Origin of the sequence: Chryseobacterium antibioticum (genome assembly GCF_012927325.1) — a bacterium.
Lineage (GTDB): Bacteria > Bacteroidota > Bacteroidia > Flavobacteriales > Weeksellaceae > Chryseobacterium > Chryseobacterium antibioticum.
This window is the reverse complement of record NZ_JABBGI010000028.1, coordinates 12,978-33,737: the sequence shown is the minus strand read 5'-3', so window position 1 is coordinate 33,737 and position 20,760 is coordinate 12,978. Positions and strand designations below refer to the sequence as shown.

21 protein-coding genes are annotated in these 20,760 nt (G+C 36.2%); 9 read left to right on the top strand and 12 right to left on the bottom strand.

What is annotated here, in order from left to right:
* Positions 1-44: 44 nt before the first annotated feature.
* The 7 genes from HHL23_RS18230 to HHL23_RS18200 form a co-directional block, all read right to left on the bottom strand.
* Positions 45-1,127, bottom strand: a complete 1,083-nt coding sequence (locus HHL23_RS18230; protein ID WP_169236206.1) for a chorismate mutase — start codon at positions 1,125-1,127, stop codon at positions 45-47.
* Positions 1,128-1,563: 436 nt separating this feature from the next.
* Positions 1,564-2,142 (bottom strand): hypothetical protein, encoded by a 579-nt coding sequence (locus HHL23_RS22600; protein WP_228464834.1) that lies wholly within the window; start codon positions 2,140-2,142, stop codon positions 1,564-1,566.
* Positions 2,143-2,174: 32 nt separating this feature from the next.
* Positions 2,175-3,260, bottom strand: a complete 1,086-nt coding sequence (gene dnaX / locus HHL23_RS18220; protein ID WP_169236205.1) for a DNA polymerase III subunit gamma/tau — start codon at positions 3,258-3,260, stop codon at positions 2,175-2,177.
* Positions 3,261-3,358: 98 nt separating this feature from the next.
* Positions 3,359-3,988, bottom strand: coding sequence for a TetR/AcrR family transcriptional regulator (locus HHL23_RS18215; RefSeq protein WP_169236204.1), 630 nt, complete (start codon positions 3,986-3,988; stop codon positions 3,359-3,361).
* Positions 3,989-3,994: 6 nt separating this feature from the next.
* The gene (locus HHL23_RS18210; RefSeq protein WP_169236203.1) at positions 3,995-5,251 is read right to left on the bottom strand and encodes an aminotransferase class I/II-fold pyridoxal phosphate-dependent enzyme; all 1,257 of its coding nucleotides are present in this window, start codon (positions 5,249-5,251) and stop codon (positions 3,995-3,997) included.
* Between the two features lie 412 nt (positions 5,252-5,663).
* A complete protein-coding gene (locus tag HHL23_RS18205; RefSeq protein ID WP_169236202.1) occupies positions 5,664-6,020 on the bottom strand; it encodes a helix-turn-helix domain-containing protein in 357 nt (118 codons plus the stop codon).
* Positions 6,021-6,121: 101 nt separating this feature from the next.
* A complete protein-coding gene (locus HHL23_RS18200) occupies positions 6,122-6,865 on the bottom strand; it encodes a response regulator transcription factor (protein ID WP_169236201.1) in 744 nt (247 codons plus the stop codon).
* 83 nt (positions 6,866-6,948) lie between these two features.
* Here HHL23_RS18200 and HHL23_RS18195 point away from each other — a divergent pair, with 83 nt between their 5' ends.
* From HHL23_RS18195 to HHL23_RS18170, 8 genes are all read left to right on the top strand, one after another.
* Positions 6,949-7,596: a DUF1349 domain-containing protein gene (locus HHL23_RS18195; RefSeq protein WP_169236200.1), complete on the top strand. Its 648-nt coding sequence runs from the start codon at positions 6,949-6,951 to the stop codon at positions 7,594-7,596.
* Between the two features lie 543 nt (positions 7,597-8,139).
* Complete coding sequence (locus HHL23_RS18190) at positions 8,140-8,586, top strand: hypothetical protein (protein WP_169236199.1); 447 nt, start codon at positions 8,140-8,142, stop codon at positions 8,584-8,586.
* Entirely contained in the window at positions 8,583-9,194 is a 612-nt protein-coding gene (locus HHL23_RS18185; RefSeq protein WP_169236198.1) for a response regulator transcription factor, read from the top strand. Before HHL23_RS18190 ends, HHL23_RS18185 begins: the two co-directional genes overlap by 4 nt.
* A 464-nt stretch (positions 9,195-9,658) precedes the next feature.
* Positions 9,659-10,621, top strand: coding sequence for a helix-turn-helix domain-containing protein (locus HHL23_RS18180; protein WP_169236197.1), 963 nt, complete (start codon positions 9,659-9,661; stop codon positions 10,619-10,621).
* Positions 10,622-10,737: 116 nt separating this feature from the next.
* Positions 10,738-11,088: an MFS transporter gene (locus HHL23_RS22595; RefSeq protein WP_228464832.1), complete on the top strand. Its 351-nt coding sequence runs from the start codon at positions 10,738-10,740 to the stop codon at positions 11,086-11,088.
* On the top strand, positions 11,034-11,303 hold the full coding sequence (locus HHL23_RS22590; protein WP_228464842.1) for a hypothetical protein: 270 nt from the start codon (positions 11,034-11,036) through the stop codon (positions 11,301-11,303). The genes HHL23_RS22595 and HHL23_RS22590 overlap by 55 nt, the downstream gene beginning before the upstream one ends.
* Before the next feature lie 101 nt (positions 11,304-11,404).
* Complete coding sequence (locus HHL23_RS22585; protein ID WP_228464830.1) at positions 11,405-11,908, top strand: MFS transporter; 504 nt, start codon at positions 11,405-11,407, stop codon at positions 11,906-11,908.
* Positions 11,909-12,112: 204 nt separating this feature from the next.
* Positions 12,113-12,529 (top strand): hypothetical protein, encoded by a 417-nt coding sequence (locus tag HHL23_RS18170; protein WP_169236196.1) that lies wholly within the window; start codon positions 12,113-12,115, stop codon positions 12,527-12,529.
* Between the two features lie 136 nt (positions 12,530-12,665).
* Here HHL23_RS18170 and HHL23_RS18165 read toward each other — a convergent pair whose 3' ends face one another.
* The 5 genes from HHL23_RS18165 to HHL23_RS18145 all read right to left on the bottom strand — a co-directional run bounded on the left by HHL23_RS18165 (position 12,666) and on the right by HHL23_RS18145 (position 19,093).
* Entirely contained in the window at positions 12,666-13,190 is a 525-nt protein-coding gene (locus HHL23_RS18165; protein WP_169236195.1) for a thermonuclease family protein, read from the bottom strand.
* Between the two features lie 94 nt (positions 13,191-13,284).
* On the bottom strand, positions 13,285-14,583 hold the full coding sequence (locus HHL23_RS18160) for a TolC family protein (RefSeq protein WP_169236194.1): 1,299 nt from the start codon (positions 14,581-14,583) through the stop codon (positions 13,285-13,287).
* A 53-nt stretch (positions 14,584-14,636) separates the two neighbouring features.
* Positions 14,637-17,054, bottom strand: coding sequence for an ABC transporter permease (locus HHL23_RS18155; RefSeq protein ID WP_169236193.1), 2,418 nt, complete (start codon positions 17,052-17,054; stop codon positions 14,637-14,639).
* A gap of 135 nt (positions 17,055-17,189) precedes the next feature.
* Positions 17,190-17,912: an ABC transporter ATP-binding protein gene (locus HHL23_RS18150; protein ID WP_169236192.1), complete on the bottom strand. Its 723-nt coding sequence runs from the start codon at positions 17,910-17,912 to the stop codon at positions 17,190-17,192.
* A gap of 29 nt (positions 17,913-17,941) precedes the next feature.
* Positions 17,942-19,093 (bottom strand): efflux RND transporter periplasmic adaptor subunit, encoded by a 1,152-nt coding sequence (locus tag HHL23_RS18145; protein WP_228464828.1) that lies wholly within the window; start codon positions 19,091-19,093, stop codon positions 17,942-17,944.
* 303 nt (positions 19,094-19,396) lie between these two features.
* Here HHL23_RS18145 and HHL23_RS18140 point away from each other — a divergent pair, with 303 nt between their 5' ends.
* Positions 19,397-20,740, top strand: a complete 1,344-nt coding sequence (locus HHL23_RS18140) for a sigma-54-dependent transcriptional regulator (RefSeq protein WP_169236190.1) — start codon at positions 19,397-19,399, stop codon at positions 20,738-20,740.
* Positions 20,741-20,760 lie beyond the last annotated feature (20 nt).

The following is a 20,760-nucleotide window of genomic DNA, read 5'->3' as shown; positions in this document are numbered from 1 at the left end:
ACTCTTCCCCTATTTCCCAAGCCCTGTTACTTATTATTGATCACTTATTGTCTATCGATCATAATACTGTTCTGTACTTCAATAGATTCTTCGTGAATCGCTTTGAATACTTTCTCAATAAATTCATGAGACATTCCTGTTTCCTTTGCTTTCTGATTTGCGTATTCGGTGATTACTTTCCATCTTTCAGGCTGGAAGATCGCAATGTCATTCTCTTTTTTAAGTTTACCGATCTTTTCAGAGATCTTCATTCTTTGGGAAAGAAGTTCAATCAGCTGGAAGTCAAGATCAGAGATCAGAGTTCTGTGTCTTCCCATTTCATTATCAAAACCTGCCAGACCGGAATTTCTTACTTTTAAGTTTCCGATCAGTTCTGCCAATACTTCAGGGGTGATCTGCTGTGAGGCATCGCTCCACGCTTCATCAGGGTTACAGTGCGTTTCAATGATAGCTCCCTGGTATCCAACGTTAAGGGCTTCCTGTGTAATGTCTGCAAGACCTGTTCTGTTTCCACAGATATGGGAAGGGTCGATCAGCATTGGAATATTGGGAAACTGGCTTTTGAAATCAAGGGCAATCTGCCAGTTCGGGTTGTTTCTGTATTTTGTTTTCTGGTATGTTGAAAATCCTCTGTGAATCACTCCCAAGTTTTTAATATCCTGTCCTAAAAGCCTTTCCAAAGCACCAATCCATAAAGCAAGATCCGGGTTTACAGGATTTTTCACGAATACCGGTTTATCAGTTCCTCTTAAAGCCATAGCAATTTCCTGAACGGTAAATGGGTTTACTGTAGAACGTGCTCCGATCCAAAGAACATCTACATCTGCTTCCAGAGCAGCGAATACATGGTGAGCGTTTGCTACTTCCGTAGCGGTCTTGAATCCGTATTCTTCTTTTACTTTTTTCAGCCAGTTCAGACCTATTACCCCTACTCCTTCAAAACCGTTCGGTTTTGTACGCGGTTTCCAGATTCCTGCACGGAAAATAGAGACGTTAGCATTGGTTTCTCTTATTCTTTTAGCGGTTTCAAGCATCTGAGCTTCACTTTCCGCACTACATGGTCCCGCGATCATTAATGGCTGCGAAAGCTCATTGATCCACTCGTTCTTTACATCGATTAAATTCATACTTTTAAAATTTATTGTTTTTTTTATTTTTCAAATTAACAGCAATAGTCCTTTCATTATAAAATTTACTTTATAATTCTTTTCAAAAAATGTCGTTCAAAAATGGTTTAAAGGAATCAGGAAAATAAAAGGACTTTAATTCTCCTGTATTTTTTGGAAAGAAATTCAGTTAGCAGTACCAATAAAATCGATAATACGTTCTGAAATTTCTATAATAGAAAGCAGAAAAACTAAAATAACCGCTAAAATAATTAGCGGGTGCAAAATGAGACAGATATGGGAGTAATAATTTTTCCACTTGAGTTCTGAAACTTCTGTTTATTTAGCTTTTTAAATCTAATTTGTTTTTGTCAAAAAGTTATTTTTCACAAAATTATTTGACAAAGATATAAAAAAACTCATTCTGACAAAAAAAAATTGCCATAAATACAAAAACTTATGTCAAATCAAACTTCATCAGATCGTCAAGGTCTTTTAAAATTGGATTTTTTTCAATGAATTTTTCAAATATTTTTCTTTTGGTCACGACCTCTATCTTGAGACTATCGAAGTCCCGCTGGTAGTCTACTTCAATGGCATGGTTATGAACCTTTGTTTTAAAATGATTAAAGAATTCTCCGGCTATTTTATCAAATTCCACTTTGGCAGAATCTGAAGGATATAAAACTTTAATGGTATTTTCCCCGGACTTTATCAGTTTAAATGCTTTTACGGCATTAAAGATAAAACTGCTTCTGGTCTGAAGCTGCTTCAACATAAGGTTCCATTCCATCTGCAGATCTGTTTCTGTAAAATGGTTTTTAGGAAGGCTTTCTGTTCTTACAGCTACGGTTTCTTCTTTAACCTCTTTCTCTTCTTTATTCAGGAAAGAATTGATGCTAAAGCCTGAAGAAATCCCCTGTCTTGACAATGGTTTCGTAGTTTTTACAGCAGTTTCCTGTACAACCTCAGGCTGGACAGGTTTTTCTACTTTTACTTCTTTTTTCTCGGGAGCTTTTTCGGGAATAATCCTCACTTCCTGTTTCTCACTGAGAAACGGGGCCAGTATTAAGAACTTTTTTTTTTAGTATCGCCTAAATTAGCTGTCAGGGAAGACAGCTGCATCAATGCAATTTCTACTGTAAGTCTTGGATTCTTGGAATTCTTATAATTAATATCCGCATGGTTGCAGATTTCAACGCCGTCGATGAGTTGCTGGGCATTCCATTTCTGGCTTTGCTCTACGAATTTCACTTTTGTCCTCTCCCCGACTTCAATGAGTTCTATTGTTCTGGCATTCTGGGCCATCATCAGATCTCTGAAATGATTTCCTAATCCTGCAATAAAGATATGGGGATCGAAACCTTTTTTTACAATATCATTAAAGGCAAAAAGGACTTCGGGAATTTTATTCTCTTTGGCCAGGTCCACTATATTGAGATACTGGTCATAATCCAGAATATTGAGAACTTCGGCGGCTTTGGCCAGCGTGATATTTTTCTGGGAGAAAGTAGAAAGTCTGTCGAAAATGGAAAGTGCATCTCTTAAAGCACCATCGGCTTTCTGGGCAATTAAATAGAGAGCATCGTCTTCATACTGGATATTCTCCTTCTGAGCGATGTTTTTTAAATGTCCCTGAATATCTTCTATGGTAATTCTCTTGAAGTCATAGATCTGGCAGCGCGATAAAATGGTAGGAATTATTTTATGCTTCTCTGTAGTCGCCAAAATAAAAATAGCATGTGCCGGTGGTTCTTCAAGTGTTTTAAGAAAAGCATTGAAGGCGGCAGAAGACAGCATGTGCACCTCATCGATAATATAAACTTTATATTTACCTACCTGAGGCGCAAAGCGGACTTGATCAATCAGTTCCCTGATATCATCCACGGAATTGTTGGACGCCGCATCCAGTTCATAGATGTTGTAGGCGAAGCCGTCTTCTGAAACAGAACCATCCTTTTCATTGATTTTCCTGGCCAAAATTCTGGCGCATGTAGTTTTGCCTACACCCCTGGGACCGCAGAAAAGTAAGGCCTGAGCCAGTTGATTTTCTCCAATAGCGTGTTCTAACGTATCCGTAATATGAGATTGCCCTACTACAGTGTCAAACTGCTGTGGGCGATATTTTCTTGCAGATACGATAAAATTTTCCATTGGTCAAAAATAAGAAATATAGTTTTAATTTGAAAATTAAAAGTTTTCAAATTATCAACAAAAATTTATTTTCGGTAAAATTGGAAAACTCTTAATCATTATTTTTTTACGTAAGACAGATCAATTAATTCAGCGATAGCGTCCTCAATAGCTTTTCTTCCTTCATCACTTTTCAGATCCACACCGCAGAATTTGTTGGCATTGTATCCTGTGTAAAGGTTTAGGTAGTAAGCTCCTGAAACAAGTAATGCCATGATAGCTCTTGTTCTAATTGCCTGATCTCCGAAATAAGGATCGATGATGTTTTCAAACAAAACTTCTCCGGCCTCTTCTCTCTGCTCGTTTAATTTTTTAAGAATCGGTTTACTTTCAGAAAGTTCCCAAAGGATAATTTTCTGTAATTCCTTATTTTTCCTAAAACTTTCGAATTGGGCAAGCACCGCTTTCTTACAAAGCTCTTTTCCACCGTCTGACAAATCTACATCTACACTGTCCTGGCTTATTTTGCTCCAATAATCCTGAGATCTGATATATTCATCAATAAGTTTATCTGTACTGCCGAAATACTCATAGATCAGTTTTTTGTCAAAACCTGCTACAGCAGCAATTTTACTCACCTTTAATCCAGAATAACCTTTTACTCTAAGGATTTTACCAACTGCTGCCAGCAGTTTCTGTTTGGTTTTTTCTTTGTCCCTGATGGGACCTTGCACTACTTTTCTGGGCATAATTTATTATTTTTTTGCAATATGCAATTTTGTATTGATATCTTCAAATATATTTAAAGTTTTATCCAAATGTTCCTTCTCATGTCGGGCCGTTACACTCATCCTGATTCGTGCATCTTTTCTTGATACAGCAGGATATATGATAGGGTTTGTATAAATCCCTTGCTCCATCAATAGCCTTCCTACATCGCCTGTAATATGGGGATCCCCAATCTTTACGGGAACAATGGCTGAACAGGTAGTTCCTGTATCAAGTCCCAGATCATCAAGTCCTTTTTTAAGATAGTTGATATTGCTCCAAAGCTTTTCTCTCCAAACAGGTTCTTCATCTATTAAGTCTATAGCTTTAATAACTCCTGCTGAAGAAGGCGGCGCTGTAGCTGAAAAGATTTGCTGGCGGGATTGGAATTTAAGGAAAGTGGCTATTTTTTTATCTGCAATAACGTATCCTCCTAGGTTACCAAAAGTTTTACTGAAAGTTCCTGTCATAATGTCCACTTTACTAAGCAAATCTGTCTGTTCTAAAGTTCCTCTTCCTGTTTCTCCCAACACCCCTATACCATGAACATCATCTACCATTAGAAAAGCGTTATACTTTTTAACAAGGTCATAGATCTCTCTGGTATGCGAAATATCACCATCTTGGGAATACACTCCATCGATTACAACGAGTTTTGTACGGTACTGATTCTCTGATGTCTTCAAAATGTGTTCCAAATGTTCCAAATTATTGTGTTGAAACGTTTTTTTATTGGTATATGCACATCCTTCATGTACACTGGCATGAACTGCCATGTCTAAAATAGCCAGATCTTCCGCTTTCATAAGGCATTGTAACATGGCACTGTTTGCAGTATATCCGGTGGTAAAAACCACTGCTTCGTCACCGTCTCTTCCAAAAAAATCTGCAATTCTTTTTTCTAATCTGTCATGATAATCAAAATATCCTCCGATAAGAGGTGTGGCTCCGGTACCTGTTCCGTATTTTTCTATTCCTTCTATCGCAGCCTGCTTTACTTTCGGGTGCTGGGTAAATCCTAAATAATCACTGGACACGAAACTTACATATTCTCTGCTTTGGTTGGCTATTTCTACATTTAATGTTGCGTTGGTTCCGGAAGTATTTCTCAATCTGTAGTGCAAACGCCCATTAGATTTCATGTAATCCAGAAAATCGCTAAAGATTTCTGCTCTTTGAAGAATATCATAATCGGGAATATTCTCAAAATCTTTAAAAGTTGCTGTTGTAAAATCGATACTCATCCTTAATGTTGTTAGTTGTTAATGTTAGTTGTTTGAAGAAACAAATATATGGTTATTTAAAGCTTGTAAAATCTATCTATTATATTAAATATTATACATCATATAGGACTTTTACGTTATGATCTGATAATCATATTACTTTACTTTATGGATACATTTATTTATCAGTTTTAACAGTTAGTTAGGTTTTTATTGACATAAATTTAACAAAAAAAAGGCAAGCATAAATCAATATATCTAAATAAATCACAAAAAAAAGACAAATGTTTTCACAATTGCCTCATTTCTAAAATATTATTTTTTTTCTTTAATAAACAGCTATAAAAATTCTGCCAAATTCTGAAGTCAAAAAAGGGACTTATCCTTCTATATTTTTTTCAATTTTCGACTTCTAACTTTAATGGAATTTTTATCATTTTAATTTACTCTTCTTCCTGAATTCTCCCGGTGTAGTCCCTGTCATTTTTTTAAAGAACTTAGAAAAGTTAGAAGGATCGTAGGTAAAGACTCTTGCAATTTCTGCAATGGACTGATCTGAATCTTTAATGACAGCCTTTGCTTCATTAATAATTTTCTCATCATAAAAGTAACAGGGGTGCTGTCCTCTTTCTTTTTTCACAGTGTCCGTAAGGTGTTTATGTGAAACGGCAAGCTTGCCGGCAATTTCGTTGAGCTCCATAAATTCGGGAACTGCTCCGGAAATCACCTCCTGAATATGTTTTTCGAGAAAAGCAAAATACTGCATGGTAATCTCTTCACTTCTTTTCATTTCCTAATCATCAATTTAAAGTAAAATTTTAATCTGTAAAATTAAAGATAAGAATAAAAGAAACGCGGTGAACTTTTCGGGTATTTACGATTATCCTATTATTAATAAAACCCGTCTTTAAATGCCTGTACAGAGTTTTTCACATTTAGTTTTTCAAGGATGTTCTGGCGATGCCGGCTTACGGTATTGATACTTATCGAAAGAAATTCTGCGATCTGTTTGCTGGCATAGCCTTCGCCTATGTATTTCAATACTTCCAATTCTCTTCGGGACAGTATGTTTTGATAATCCAGCTTGTCTTTTACGACCACTTGCCCCTTCACAGTATTAATGATCATAAAATTGGAAACAAGAGGTTGCGTCTTATCCAGTGCGATCTGATAAAGACAAAGTGCCAATCTCAGTTTCCCGTTATTGGGAGAGTACATATAAAACATCCGGTGTTTTACCATTTTGTAATTATTGTCTTTATCTTTCATCCTGATTGTTGAAAGCACACAATAGTCTGACCGAAGTTCTGAATTCAGAGAGTCCATCAGTTCATAAAATCTCAATTCATGGATGTATTTTTTGAGTCTGTCATCCGGATGTATTTTTTTGATGATCTCCTCTTCCCAGATCGAGTTGATTTCTGCTGGATTTTCTTCCATATTCAAGCCCAATTCCAACGCACTCTTTGGTTTGTACACATAGCTTTTATCAGCCTGCATATCACTTAGGACCGATACGGCACCTTCCATCTGTGCATACATCAATGCCCTCTGCTTATATATCTCTATGTCGAGCTGGCATTTTCCGGCCGTTTTACCGAGAAGCCGGTTGTTCAGTTTTTCTATGATCTCCATAAATGGTTATTTATCAGTATTGGCAGAATATAGGTTTAGTAATATTTTTGCTAAAGTAATAATTTACGTTCAGCTAAAGAGAAATGAAGAGATTGGTTTTAAGTTTTTGTGTTATTTTCCTGGTTCAAAAAACGTTTTCACAGACATTGGAAAAGATGAACTGGTTCAATGAACCGGAGAAATGGGAAATTAAAAATAATAGTTTATTGATGTTTGTTACTCCCCAGAGCGACTACTGGAGAATTTCCCATTATGGATTCACAGTAGATGATGCTCCTTTTTATTATACAACTTACGGTGGGGAATTCGAGGCAAAAGTGAAGATCACCGGAAATTACAAAGCCAGATTTGACCAAATGGGCCTTATGTTGAGAACAGACGAAAAGAATTACATAAAGGCAGGCATTGAATTCGTAGACGGGAAATACAACCTGAGTACTGTGGTAACCCACGGAACAAGTGACTGGAGTGTTATTACATTAGACAAAGTACCTTCTACAGTCTGGATAAAAGCAATAAGAAGACTTGATGCTGTGGAAGTATTTTATTCTTTTGATGATACCCACTATACAATGATGCGCAATGCTTATCTGCAGGACAATACTCCTGTAATGGTTGGCTTAATGGCCGCATGTCCGGACGGAAACGGCTTCACTGCAGTTTTTGAAGGGTTTACAGTAAAACACCTTCCCGACCAGCGCAGGCTGAAATGGCTTGAAGACAACAAATAGCGATTGAGTTTTTAATTCAATATATAGTCAATTTTTATTCACCTCCCTCTTTTTGGGGAGGTTTTTTTGTTTGATGATGTGAGGGTTCTGTGGAAATTCCGAACTTAAATAAGAGAATCAGTCAGTCGTTCTATATCTGAGCTTTTTGAATTTTTCTAAAATTTCATCGTTTATAAAATTTTCCTGGAAAAATTTTCATCAATTTCTATTGTTTCATTGGATAAAATTCAGATCAAATATCTCTCACTATGATAATTTATGTGCATAAAATCACTAATTTTACAGCTCAGAATCAATCCACTTAATGACAATACACAAAACGCAACTATTAATGAAAAAGAAATGTATTCAGTTATTCCCAACACTTATAAAAACTTCGGCTTGTACAATGACTATTATTAATAAATTTCCGGAATAATCAAACGGAAAGCATAGATCATTTATGCCTATATGAAAGCCTGGACATTGTTTTTTGTAATTTTGTTTTCGAACATTTACAGACAACGTCATACTTCCACGTGCTCATTTATTGACAACAACCTTATGCAACGAGCAGAGCCTATTGTCAAGCATTGCTATGACTTTACCTGGACCTCTGAGGAAATGTACAAAGAAAGAATTACAGCAATAATTAACGACTCCAAAAGCGGAGCTTTTTACATGATTAATCTAAGTATTTTATCCGGTTGCGCCTGTCATATCCTGAAAAGTTCTGCACAAAAGATATTTGATGGAGTGTCCCACTTGATATCATCGAAAATAATAAAAAAACTAACTATAATAACCACCGATACGGGAGCGAAAATCTACACTGACCAGATAAATAACAACAGCAGTCTATTAAACAATCCAAAGCTTGAAAATCCTGATTTTAAAAGGAAAAGCTTGAATGCTGTATATGATTTTCTATCTGTCAAAGTTCATTTCAGCTCCAATTTTACCAAAGTAAGTATCGTAGAAAAAACTCTTATTAGAGCCCACTTTATATGAATGAAAGAATCTTAGTCGCTGATGACCACTATGTAGTAAGAGCAGGCACTGCTTTAGTGTTAGAATCTATCCATCCACAAATTAAAATAGATTTTGCAGAGAATTATGATCAGGTAAAAAACCATGTGACCGCCCATCAGTATGACCTTATTCTCCTAGATATTGATATGCCGGGAACAAAGTATAAGAAAATGATTCCTGAGCTTAAGAAAATTCAGGAAGGTCTGAAGATCCTTGTATTTTCAAGATATGATAAGGAAGTAGCCATACAGTATATCAGGGAAGGCGCAGAAGGTTATCTGAATAAACAGAGCAGTGAGGAAGAAATCAAAGAAGCCGTAAGATCTGTCTTAGAGAAAGGCTACTATTATCCGGGTGAGCTGATCGGGCTTATCATCCAGAATAAAAAAAGTAATCCTGCTGAAAAGCTCTCGACCCGGGAATATGAGATTTTTAAGCTGCTGGCCAACGGTACCGGAAATCTTGAAATCGGTAATAAACTGGATATCCAGATGTCTACCGTAAGTACCTATAAAAAAAGGATCTTTAAAAAGCTCAATGTCTCTAATATCGCAGAACTTATTAAAGTGCATGAAATGATGCACTAGTGCTTTTTGAAAGCCTGTCAATATCATTTTTATGTTTTTAAAAATTGAGGCCGGATATTGTATTTCAACATCCGGCCCCCGGTACACAATAAGCTCCTGATCTGAGCAGCCTGCTTCGAGCATCCTACCCCTATTTTTATACTGTTAGGATGATCGTCTGTTTTTACCAACTCCAAAGAGATCATTCATTTTCCCCATTTTTAGTTATATTTGTGTTTTATTTATATGGTAAAATGCGGTCGGAACATTGTTTAAATCGTACTTCAACACAATGGTTATTGATTTTTTAGTGAATCTGAAGGTAAATGCATATGTAATGACCTATCAACTTTATAAATAAACAATGAAAACGGGAACATTTACCAAAAAACATAACACAAAAGACAATAGCTTAATATATTTATTTTCAATGTTCAACCGCTCGTATAGGTATTGAAACCAATCTCATTATTCTCGAAACACAAATGACAGCCGCAAAAAACATAAAAACTGAAAGAATAGAACATTACAAAAGACAATTGATCCACTATTATATTATTCTGATGTCAATCACTCTTTTTGTATTTGCTCTTATCTTTACTTTTATTATCCCTGATAAAAGCATGTCATGGTATCTTTACGGTGGGTTGTTTTTCATGACGTATACCTACATTATTGTCCGGAAAAACTATTCGGTGAATACTCTGGTTCACTCATTTATGATCCTGGCTTCCTTTTATAATTTTTATATTATGCTGGCTTTCTGGAACAACTCTGTAGCTAGTTTCGTATGGCTAATGCCAATTCCACTGGCCGCCTATGTTTTTTTCTCAAGAAAATATGTCCTTATTTACATCATATTTATTATTTTGAATATTGTTATAGGCTATCTGATCAATAAAAATTTCGACTTTAATTTTCCAAAACATAGTCCGGAGGATGTAAAAATGACCGATATCTTTCTGGTCATTGCCAATGTAGCAGTCATATCGCTCCTGCTCTATTTTAAAGACAAAATCAGGAGGGTGGAAATCTACAACGAAATTGAGGAAAAGTCACAAGTGGAAACTAAAGCCACGCCACCTTCTATAGAAAATAATCCCTTCTCAGAGGAACTGTTTGAAAAAATTGAAAATATCATGAGGGAGAAACATCTGTATAAGGATGTCAATTTTAATATTTCCAGATTATCTGCAGAAATGAATATCAACAGTGGCTATATTTCAAAATCAATCAGATGGAAAGGCTACCCCAATTTTAATAACTACCTTAATCTATACAGAATCAACTGTGTAAAAAAGCTTCTTGATGAAAATGACCTCGAGAGAATTACTTTAATGTACATTTATACGGAAGCTGGATTTTCCAATCAGTCTACATTCAACCGGGTCTTTAAGCAGATCGAAGGAATTACCCCTTCGGAATATATCAGCAAAATGTCTCAATGATTGGTTTTGCCAATAAATCTTATCGAATAAAGTATTTTCAGGATTGAAAAAATATCGTGAACTTTACGGGACCTTAATTTCTATAAAAACCCCGGTGTTTTTAATCGTAAAAAATCATGGATCTATCTGAAAAAGCGGAAAAAGGAAGCCAGAGGTTCCGCTCTATAAAATTTTGTATTTTCTTTTCGGGACTTTCTGTTTTTGCACAGCTTTATCTTTTTCAGCCGATGCTTCCCACAGTGGCAGAATATTTCAAAACAACGGCAGGAGACAGTTCTCTGCTGGTATCCTCTTCTACTATTGGCATGGCAGCCGGCTTACTGTTTTTTGCTTTTAAAGCAGACAGCTATTCAAGAAAGAGTCTCATGACCTTTTCACTGATTTCATCCGCGTTGCTTACCATTATTTCAGCATGGATGCCCAGTCTAAGCCTGCTTATCGCAACGGGATTTTTAAAAGGTTTGTAGTATCCAGAGTTTCTGCCGTGGCACTTGCTTATCTTACGGAGGAAGTACATATTTCTGTGGTTGCTCTTGCCATCAACATGTATCTCAGTGGCAATACGATCGGAGGAATGAGCGGGAGAATTCGGATGGCGAAATGCAGTTCTCATCATTGGAATAGAAAGTCTGATATTAGGTCTTGTTTTCTGGAAGCTATTCCCGAAATCAAAGTTCTTTAATCCGCAGAAAACAGATTATTCTCTCAAGTTAAAACAGATGAGGCGTTTCTTTACAGATCCCTATATGATGCGTTTATATTGTATTGCAGCCCTTCTTTCTGATGGGTACTTTCGTCAGTGTATACAATTACCTCACTTTCAGACTTGAAGACCCGCCTTTTTCCTTAAGCCATTTTGTCATCGCTTTTATATTTCTAATGTATATTTTCGGGGTATTCGGTACGGTGATCACGAGCAGATTATCCAAGAGATTCAGCCGTAATCTTATTCTGAAGGGTTCTGTGCTTTTTATGCTTTCCGGTGCTGCCCTATTGTTCTCAGAGAATATTTATATGATTATTTTCGGTCTGGGAATCTTTACGCTGGCTTTTTTTGCCGCTCATACAATGGCCAGCCAGATGATTGCGCTTCATGCGAAACACGGAAAATCCTCGGCGACTTCTATTTATTGGCTTTTTTATTATTTCGGATCCAGTATTCTTGGAAGTGGTACAGGCTATATTCTTCATGCGTTCTCGTGGAATATTTTTATAACAGCACTCTTATTTTCCATAGGTATTTCATTCCTGCTTGCTGCAAGAAATAAAGACATTAAAGTTCTTTAACGAAGAAAATATACCACACAGGTACCACATTATATTTTCTATTTTATCCCAATTTTAAGAAAAAAGCATATTATTTTAACACATAATTAATTATGAATAGAAAAAATTAATATAACATTCAAAAACACAGGACGTTCACTATAATGCAGGGCATAATATTTGCAAGTATAAATACAACACACACCTTTCTAAACTCACAATATTATGAACGCAGCAGATCTTAAAATTAAAAACTTAGTTGAATACAAAAAACAGACTTACACGATCACTGAAATATTTCACGGAGCCAACCAAGATTATTTCGTGAAAATTGAAAATGATTTCCATAGTATTTCAGTTCCGGCCGATTCTATCAGACCTATCCAGATCACGGAGGAATGGCTTGAGAAATTTGGATTTTTACGAACGTACACTTCTGAGCAGAGAATCCGTTATGAAAGACCTGAAATATTTATCAAATATGATATTGACCTAAGTTCAAAGAAAATACTGGAGGGCCTGAAAATTTATGGAAACTCTATCAGATGTAAGTATATTCACGAATTTCAAAATATCTTCTCCTGCCTTTTCGGAAAGGAGCCTGCAACGTCTAATTTTGGACTGCTCAAGACAGAATCTTAGTTTATTATATGTTTATTATAAGGGAACCGCTGCTTTTTTTGCAGCGGTTCCTGTTTTATGTTGTGATGTCATTTCTAAGACTAAAAACATTCGGATGAAAGGGCTAACTTAAAATAATTCCTCACCAATGTTCATGTTATCTTTGTTCTCTTTCTGCAAGCTGCTCCATTTGTTTTTGAAGTCTTTTCTTTTTAGCATTTTCACGCTGTTCTTTGCGGAAATCCCAAGGGGAAATAGCTTTTTTATCCTGCCATAGTCCCAATTTTTTGATTTTTGCAGTTTCCTGCATTTTCCCTAAATCAGCATCTTTAGAATAAGAATAATACCACCATCCGTATCCGGCTTTTATAATCTCCGCTGAAAGATACTTTCCGTTATCGTAATATACTTTGGCTACCGAACGTCCGTAGCGATCCTTATTAGTCTCTGTGAATATGATTTTTCTTGCAAAAACCTGGTCTGATGTAAACTGTTTGGCATTTTTACCAAACGGCTGTCTCTTTTCCGGACAATCTACTTCTGCCAGGCGAAGTTTCTTCTGTACATTTCCGTCTAATAAAACCGTGATAGTGTCTCCGTCTGAAATCCCAACTACTTTTGCCTTCGTCTGTGAGAAAAATGAAAGAGGAAAGCATAACAATGCATATAGAACTATTCTCATGCTGCGAAATTATGTATTTATTTCGAAAACCCTGAATCAGCCGTAGTTTTTTTATGTATTTCACTTTTTCAAAACCCATCAGTCCCAAACATTTTTACAATCCGGATTTCAGGACTTTCAATAATTCAGTCTGCTGAATAACGTCATTTTTACTGCTGATCAGATTATAATTCGCCTGAAGCCAATTGTTTCTCACGACAAAGAAAGTATACGCATCCATCAGGCCTTCTTTGTATTTTTCCTCTGATTTCTGAAAAGACAGTTTCTGATTTTCAAAATTAGATTCCAAAAGGCTGTACTTCTCCTGAGCATTTAAAAACTGGGCTTTTATGGAATTGATGCTTTGGGTAAGATTATTAACAATCAGTTCTTTATCATAATTGGAATTAATCACATTCAGCTTTGCAATTTCCACATTGTTTTTTACCTGAAACTTATTAAAAACAGGAATATTAAGTCCAAAAGACAGGGACTGGTTTTTATTTTGAGTAAACTGGTCTGAAAAGCTTACGGTAGAAACATTGTCTTTATTTAAAAATTTATTATAAAAAGTAGACCAGCTGTAGCTTCCATTAAGGGTAGGCAGATACGCTGAACCTGCAAGATTTACACTCTTTTCCTGAGCTTTGATTTCTGCAACGACAGCCTGATAGGCCGGATTGATTTCCAACAATCTTTTGGTAAAATCAGACTGATCAAAATCTTCGTCTGGTAAAGTCTCTTCATTGTTCATTACAAAATCTACAGAATCCTGAGTGAGAACTAAAGCGTTAAGAAGATTAATTTTCGCTAGGTCTCGTTGATTTTTCGCAGTCACCCACTGTTCCTGCAGGGTTCCTAAATTGGCTTTGATGTCATAAATATCACTTTTTGACCGGCTTCCTATTTCCACCTCTTTTTCTGTTCGCTTAATTTGCTCTTCTATCCCTGAAATCTGAGTTTCCAGAACATCAAGCCAGCTTTTACTGTTTTGATAGATAAAAAAGGTTTGAATTACATTCAGTTTCACTTCATTCTGAGCCTTTTTTAGTTTGTAGGTACTGGTTTCTTTGTTGAGTTTCGACAGGGAAATATTCACATAATTCCGCCAGTTAAAAAGCTCGATATTGGCCTGCGCTATAAACTGGTCATATTGTGTATTGAGTACTTCTCTCTGATTGTTGGATTGATTAATCGATGATCCGAAACTATAGCTATGATTAATTCCGGCCTCTACAGAAGGTAATAGCATTCCTTTTGAGGCTGCAATCTGGTGATCATTTTTCCTGATGTTTACCGTTGCCTGTTTTACAAGCGGATGATGGGCAGCAGCATAGTCCAGACACTGCTGAAGATTCCAGGATTGCTGCGCAGGAAATAACCCCACAAAAAATATGAAAATAAGATTTTTCATGTACAAGATGAATTTAAATATATTTTAAAGAAAATAAGTACTTAGAATGAAAATCATTCATATTTAAGATACTTTACAAGACTTACTTTTGTCGCTTTATACGCTTTAATACTCACGACCACGAATGTTAACACAAGTAGGGTAAGAAGACTTATAATGAATGGCAAAACAGGCATATCAATTCGGTAAGCGAAATCTTTCAGCCATTCGTTCATCACATAATAACTGATCGGAATGCTGATAAGAACAGCAGTAAATGTAATCCAAAGAAATTGTCTGGTCAGCCCCATGATTAAAATTCCGTCTGAAGCTCCCAAGGTTTTTTTAATCGCCACATCTTTCAGTTTCTGTTCGATCATCAATGAAGATAATGCGAATAATCCTAACAGTGCCACCATAAGTACCATTGCGTTCAGAATGGTGAAAAGGGTTTGCTGTTTCTTGTATTTCTCAAAAGTTTTGGCAAATTTCTGATCAACAAAGAAATAGTCGAAAGGATATCCCGGTTCTACTGATCCTGACCAGTATTTTTTAACTCTTTTTAGAGTGCCATCAATATCATCCGGTTTTACCTTGAGCTGAATATTATAGACATTTAATCTTTTCCATTCTGTTTCCCTGTAATGAAAAAACACAATGGGTTCTATGGCTGTTCTCAAGCTTCTGATGTTGAAGTCTTTTACAATCCCTACAATATTATATTTTTTGTTATCAAATCCGGGACGGATTTGATTCTTAAAAACCTCGTCATCCTTCCATCCGAATTTTTTCACAAAAGCTTCGTTGACCAAAACATTATTGATGGTGTCTGATGAAAGATTCGAATCCAGCCAGCGCCCTTTTTTCAGCTTCACATTCATAAACTGAAGGTAATTGTAATCCATAGATCCATGTTGAGCCTGGATACTTTTGTCCATAAAATCAACATTTGAGCTGCTGGATCTGTTGCTTCCGGGAACAACTTCTCCATAAGAAACTTCGGCCACACCTGGGATTTTGCTCATCTCTGTTTTAAGTCTTTCATACTTCAGCCAGGGTTTGGGATTAAAATCACTGAAGTTGATCATCAAAATCTGTTTCCCACTGTACCCAAGATCTTTGTCCATCATATATTTCACCTGCTGATTCACGATTAGTCCGCCAATAATGAAGAATGAAGAAATAATCAGCTGTAAAGTAAGAATCCCGTTTCTAAGCCAAATTCCATGTTTGCTTCTTGCGAAATTTCCTTTCAGAGTCTCTATCGCTTTGAAGTTGGACAGATACATGGCCGGAATCAATCCTGAGATCAATGTTACCAGAATCACCATTGCAAAAGAATAAAAGTAGATATACCAGTCATCTATCTTCATTTCCTTATCAAAAAACTTGTTGAAGCTTGGTAAAAGAAGCTCTGTCAAAGCCAGTGAAAGCAGATAGGAAGCGATGCAAATCATAAAGGTTTCCAGTAAAAACTGAACAATAAGATTGGATCGTGTGCTGCCAATCGCTTTTCTTACTCCTATTTCTTTTGCTCTCTGAGAAGCCTGTGCTGTTTTCAGGTTAATGAAGTTGATAGCCGATAAAACAACGATCAAGACAGAAAGGGTAAACAATATCATGATGGTTTTAAAATCAGGAGTTCCAAACCAGGATGCTTTTGCGTGAAGTTTTATTTCATCAAGCGGAGTAAGTACACTAGCGGTAGGGCCATATAAATCCAAATATTGTTCGGTTGTCATACCTGATGAGGGAGCCTTATCAAGTTTTGCTCTGTATTCGAAAACCTCTTTTCTGAATTTTTGCTGTACAATAGCAGGATCGGTTCCTTTTTTCAACATAAAAAAGGAACCATAATTGAAATTCCCCCAATTCTTTTCATCATTTTTCATCTGTTCCACCGGATTGATAATGAACTCGGGCTTGATCTGGCTGTTTTCTTTCGGCAACTCATAAACAGCAGTTACCACGTAATTTTTGCCATCAAATTTGACACTTTCTCCAGCGGCATTCGTTGTACCAAAAAGATTTTTAGCCGCAATTGTTGACAACGCAATGACCCCTTCTCCCTTCAAAGCATTTTTGTAGGTTCCGGAAACCAATTTAAAGGGGAAAAAATTAAAAAAACTCTCCGAAGATGTCATCCCTTCCCGCTGATAAACCGTTTTGTATTTGGTCGTCATCTTAATTCCTATTCCCGAACCGTTGAACAAAACATAATCCTGTACTCCCGGAATGACTTCTTTGGCACGTTTTGCCATTGGAATAGAAATATTATTCCCGTAAGAATTTTCTTTCTTATGATAGGTTTGGAAATAGTAGATATGATCTTTTTCTGGATTCCATTTTTCGAATGATTCTTCATCATTCCAATGCAGGAGAATCAGCATAAATCCGGTAAGACCCACTGTAAGTCCGAATAAATTGATTGCTGTAGACAACCAGTTTTTTTTATAATTAATGAAAGCTATTTTAAGCCAGTTATTTAGCATGGTAGTATAATTTTGTAAGTGATGAAGGCATATTTCCAAACCCTGTTCAGGTCGAAAATACACCTGACATCAAAGAAGCAGAGCTTCCACGGTTACTAGTTTTTTACAATATAATTTAGTTAAAGAATGTTCTAACTACTGGAGTTCCTGAGCATCTGCTTTTTCAAAGACATCTCTTCTTTGGGAAGCATGTTCTTCATTAAATATTTCACCGTCTTTCATATTGACAATTCTTGAAGCAAACCCTGCATCGTAAGAAGAGTGCGTTACCATTATAATGGTGGAACCTTCTCTGTGAAGTTCTGCCAGGAGATTCATCACTTCGTTTCCATTGGAGCTGTCCAGGTTTCCGGTAGGTTCATCGGCAAGAATCAACTGCGGTTTTGTCACCAAAGCTCTTGCAACGGCTGCTCTCTGCTGCTGACCTCCCGAAAGCTGCTGTGGATAATGCTTCGCACGGTGACCGATATTGATTTGCTCCATAATTTCCTCTACCCTTCTTTTTCTTTCAGAAGAGGAAACTCCGTTATAAATTAAGGGTAATTCTATATTTTCATATACATTAAGCTCATCTATCAGATTAAAATTCTGAAATATGAATCCAATATTTTTCTTTCGGATAGTAGATTTCTTTTTTTCTCCAGCTTTTACAGTTTCCACCTCTGCGAATTTGTAAGATCCTGCAGAGGCATCATCCAGCAAACCCAGAATATTAAGAAATGTAGATTTCCCACAGCCTGAAGGCCCCATTATGGCTACAAAATCCCCTCCTTTGATGTGAAGGCTTACATTATTTAAAGCATTGGTTTGTACGTCTTCAGTTTTATAGATTTTAGAAAGATTCTGAACATTAATCATTTTGATTCTTATTTAAATGTGAAGGTTAATTATTTTTTATTTTTAATCTCAAGGATTTCATATTTTTTAATATCTGAATAGTCAGATGTAATCACTGTTTCCCCGCTTTTTAATCCTGAAACTACTTCGTAAAATAAAGGATTTTCACGCCCTAAAGCAATGTTTCTTTTTTCTGCTTTATTTCCTTTTACCACGAAGATCCATTTTCCGTTGGTATCTTTATAAAAATTACCTTTAGGAACCATTACACTCTGGGTATCGGCGGAAAGTTTCAGTTTAACGCCAAAAGTCATCCCTATTTTGAGGTTTTGAGGTTTCACATCTGTAAAGTTAAGCTCTACAGAAAACTGACCGTCCTTTACTTCCGGTAAAATTTTTGTGATGATCACGTTATAAGATTTACCGTCATTATCCAGACTTCCCTTTATTCCGATTTGAAGTTTATTGATGTAGTATTCATCTACTTTGGCAACCAATTTATAACCATCCATCAGATCGATTTTACCAATACTCTGCCCGGTTGTCAGATTTTCTCCTATGGAAACATTAAATGATGACAACCTTCCTGAAGCCGGAGCCATAATCAGGAAATTGTTTTTATTGGAATGCAGGATCTGAAGGCTTTTCTCCATCTGACTAATAGAAGAATTAACGGCAGACATTTGTGAGCTTCTGGATTTTTTTTCAGTAAAAGCTCCCTTTTCTACGATTGATTTTCTTTGTTTCTGGTAATTCAGATTCTGCAAACTGACGTCATAATCTGTCTTTTTCCCAATTTCAGCGTCATACAGTCGTTTTTGCAAATTAAATGACTGCAAAGCGGTATTATAATCATTCTGGGACTGCAGTAATTCCTTATCCTGAGCGAATTCCTGATTTTTAAGCTCAAGAAGCGTACTCCTCATCTGGCTGATCTGCTGCATAATTCCCGTTTCCTGGTTCAGATAATTAAACTCTGTATTAGGGTTGTACACCCGTGCAATAGGTTGGCCTTTCGTTAACATCTGCCCGTCTTCAGCAAATATTTCTTTGATGGCACCGCCTTCCAAAACATTAACCAAAGAGGAATTGAGAGATTGCGTCTGTGCGGTGAGCATCAACATGTCTTCAAACTTTCCCCGGGTGACTTCATCCATCTGGATGTCTTCTGCCGAAATATTATACGTCTTTTTTTGTTTCATAAAATACAGACTGAATAGCGATCCTGCCACTATTATTATCAATCCGACTAAAACAATTTTCAATTTAGATTTCTTTTTTACTATTTTCGTATCCATAATTAAGATAACTCGTTTGCTTACAATTAATTACACAATCCAGATGCCAGTAAATTATAAATTTGTAAGTCTCTGACAATCTGAAGTAAAGCTTTAAACCTATTTTTAAAAACTGTTCATTATCGGACACTTTTTGTGCGAAAATGAACACTTAAGCTTTAATTTTGTGTATTGAGTTCTCTGTTTAATTAATTTTTTAAAAATAATATGCGTAAAAAAGAAGCTCATATTTTGATTGTAGATGATAATGAAGATATTTTATTTTCTGCAAGGGTTTGGCTCAAGAAGTTTTTCTCAGAGGTAAGTTGCCTTAGCCATCCTACAAAAATTCTGAAATTTATAACTGAAAATCAGATCGATGCTGTTGTTTTAGACATGAATTTCCGGAAAGGATTTGAAAATGGTCAGGATGGTCTGTATTGGATGAATGAAATAAAAACACTTGAACCACAGCTTCCTATCATTCTAATGACCGCTTATGGTGAAGTGGAACTTGCTATTGAAGGCTTAAAAAAAGGAGCTTCAGATTTTATCCTCAAACCATGGAATAACGAAAAACTGTATGCCTCAGTTAATCTTGCCGTTGATATTTCACGAAAGAATAAAAAGCTCAGTCAATGGGAAAACATCAATCAAAAAAGCAATCAGTATCAGCTGGACAGTCATTCTCAAAAAATGCAGGAGATTCTTGACCAAATAAAAAAAGTCTCTCCTACTGATGCCAACATCCTTCTTTTGGGCGAAAACGGAACGGGAAAATATGTTTTGGCGGAATCTATTCATGAGCAATCTGACAGAAAAAATGAGCCTTTTGTTCATATCGATTTGGGAAGTATTTCTGAAAATCTTTTTGAATCTGAATTATTTGGATATAAAAAAGGAGCATTTACAGACGCTCATCAGGATTATGCCGGAAAAATAGAAAATACCCAGAACGGAACTGTTTTTCTGGATGAAATCGGCAATCTCCCGCTTCAGCTTCAGACTAAATTATTGAGTCTGATCCAAAACAGAAAACTCTCCAGAATTGGTGAAACTAAGGAAAGGATGCTGGATGTGCGTTTTATTTTTGCCACCAATGAGAATCTGAAAAAAGCAGTGGCGGAGAACCGTTTTCGTCAGGATTTATACTACAGAATAAATACGGTGGAAATTAATATTCCGGCTTTAAGGGAAAGACAGGAAGACATCAATATTCTTGCTGTATATTTCTTAGACCGCTACAAACAGAAATACCATAAACCCAATTTGGAATTATCTGAAAACTTATTATCTCAGCTAAAAAATTATCCCTGGCCCGGAAATATTCGTGAACTAGACCACTGTATCGAAAGAAGTGTAATTTTATCCAATGACAAAAGTCTTCAACTTTTGATGCCTCAACTGGAAGAACAGGAAAACACGATCACCAATCTTAATATTGAAGACATGGAAGAAATGCTCATCAAAAAAGCCCTGAAAAAGCATCAGGGTAACATATCTTTGGCAGCTGAAGATCTGGGACTTTCAAGAGCCGCTTTATATAGAAGAATGGAAAAGTTCGGGTTATAATTTTAATTATATTTACTTTA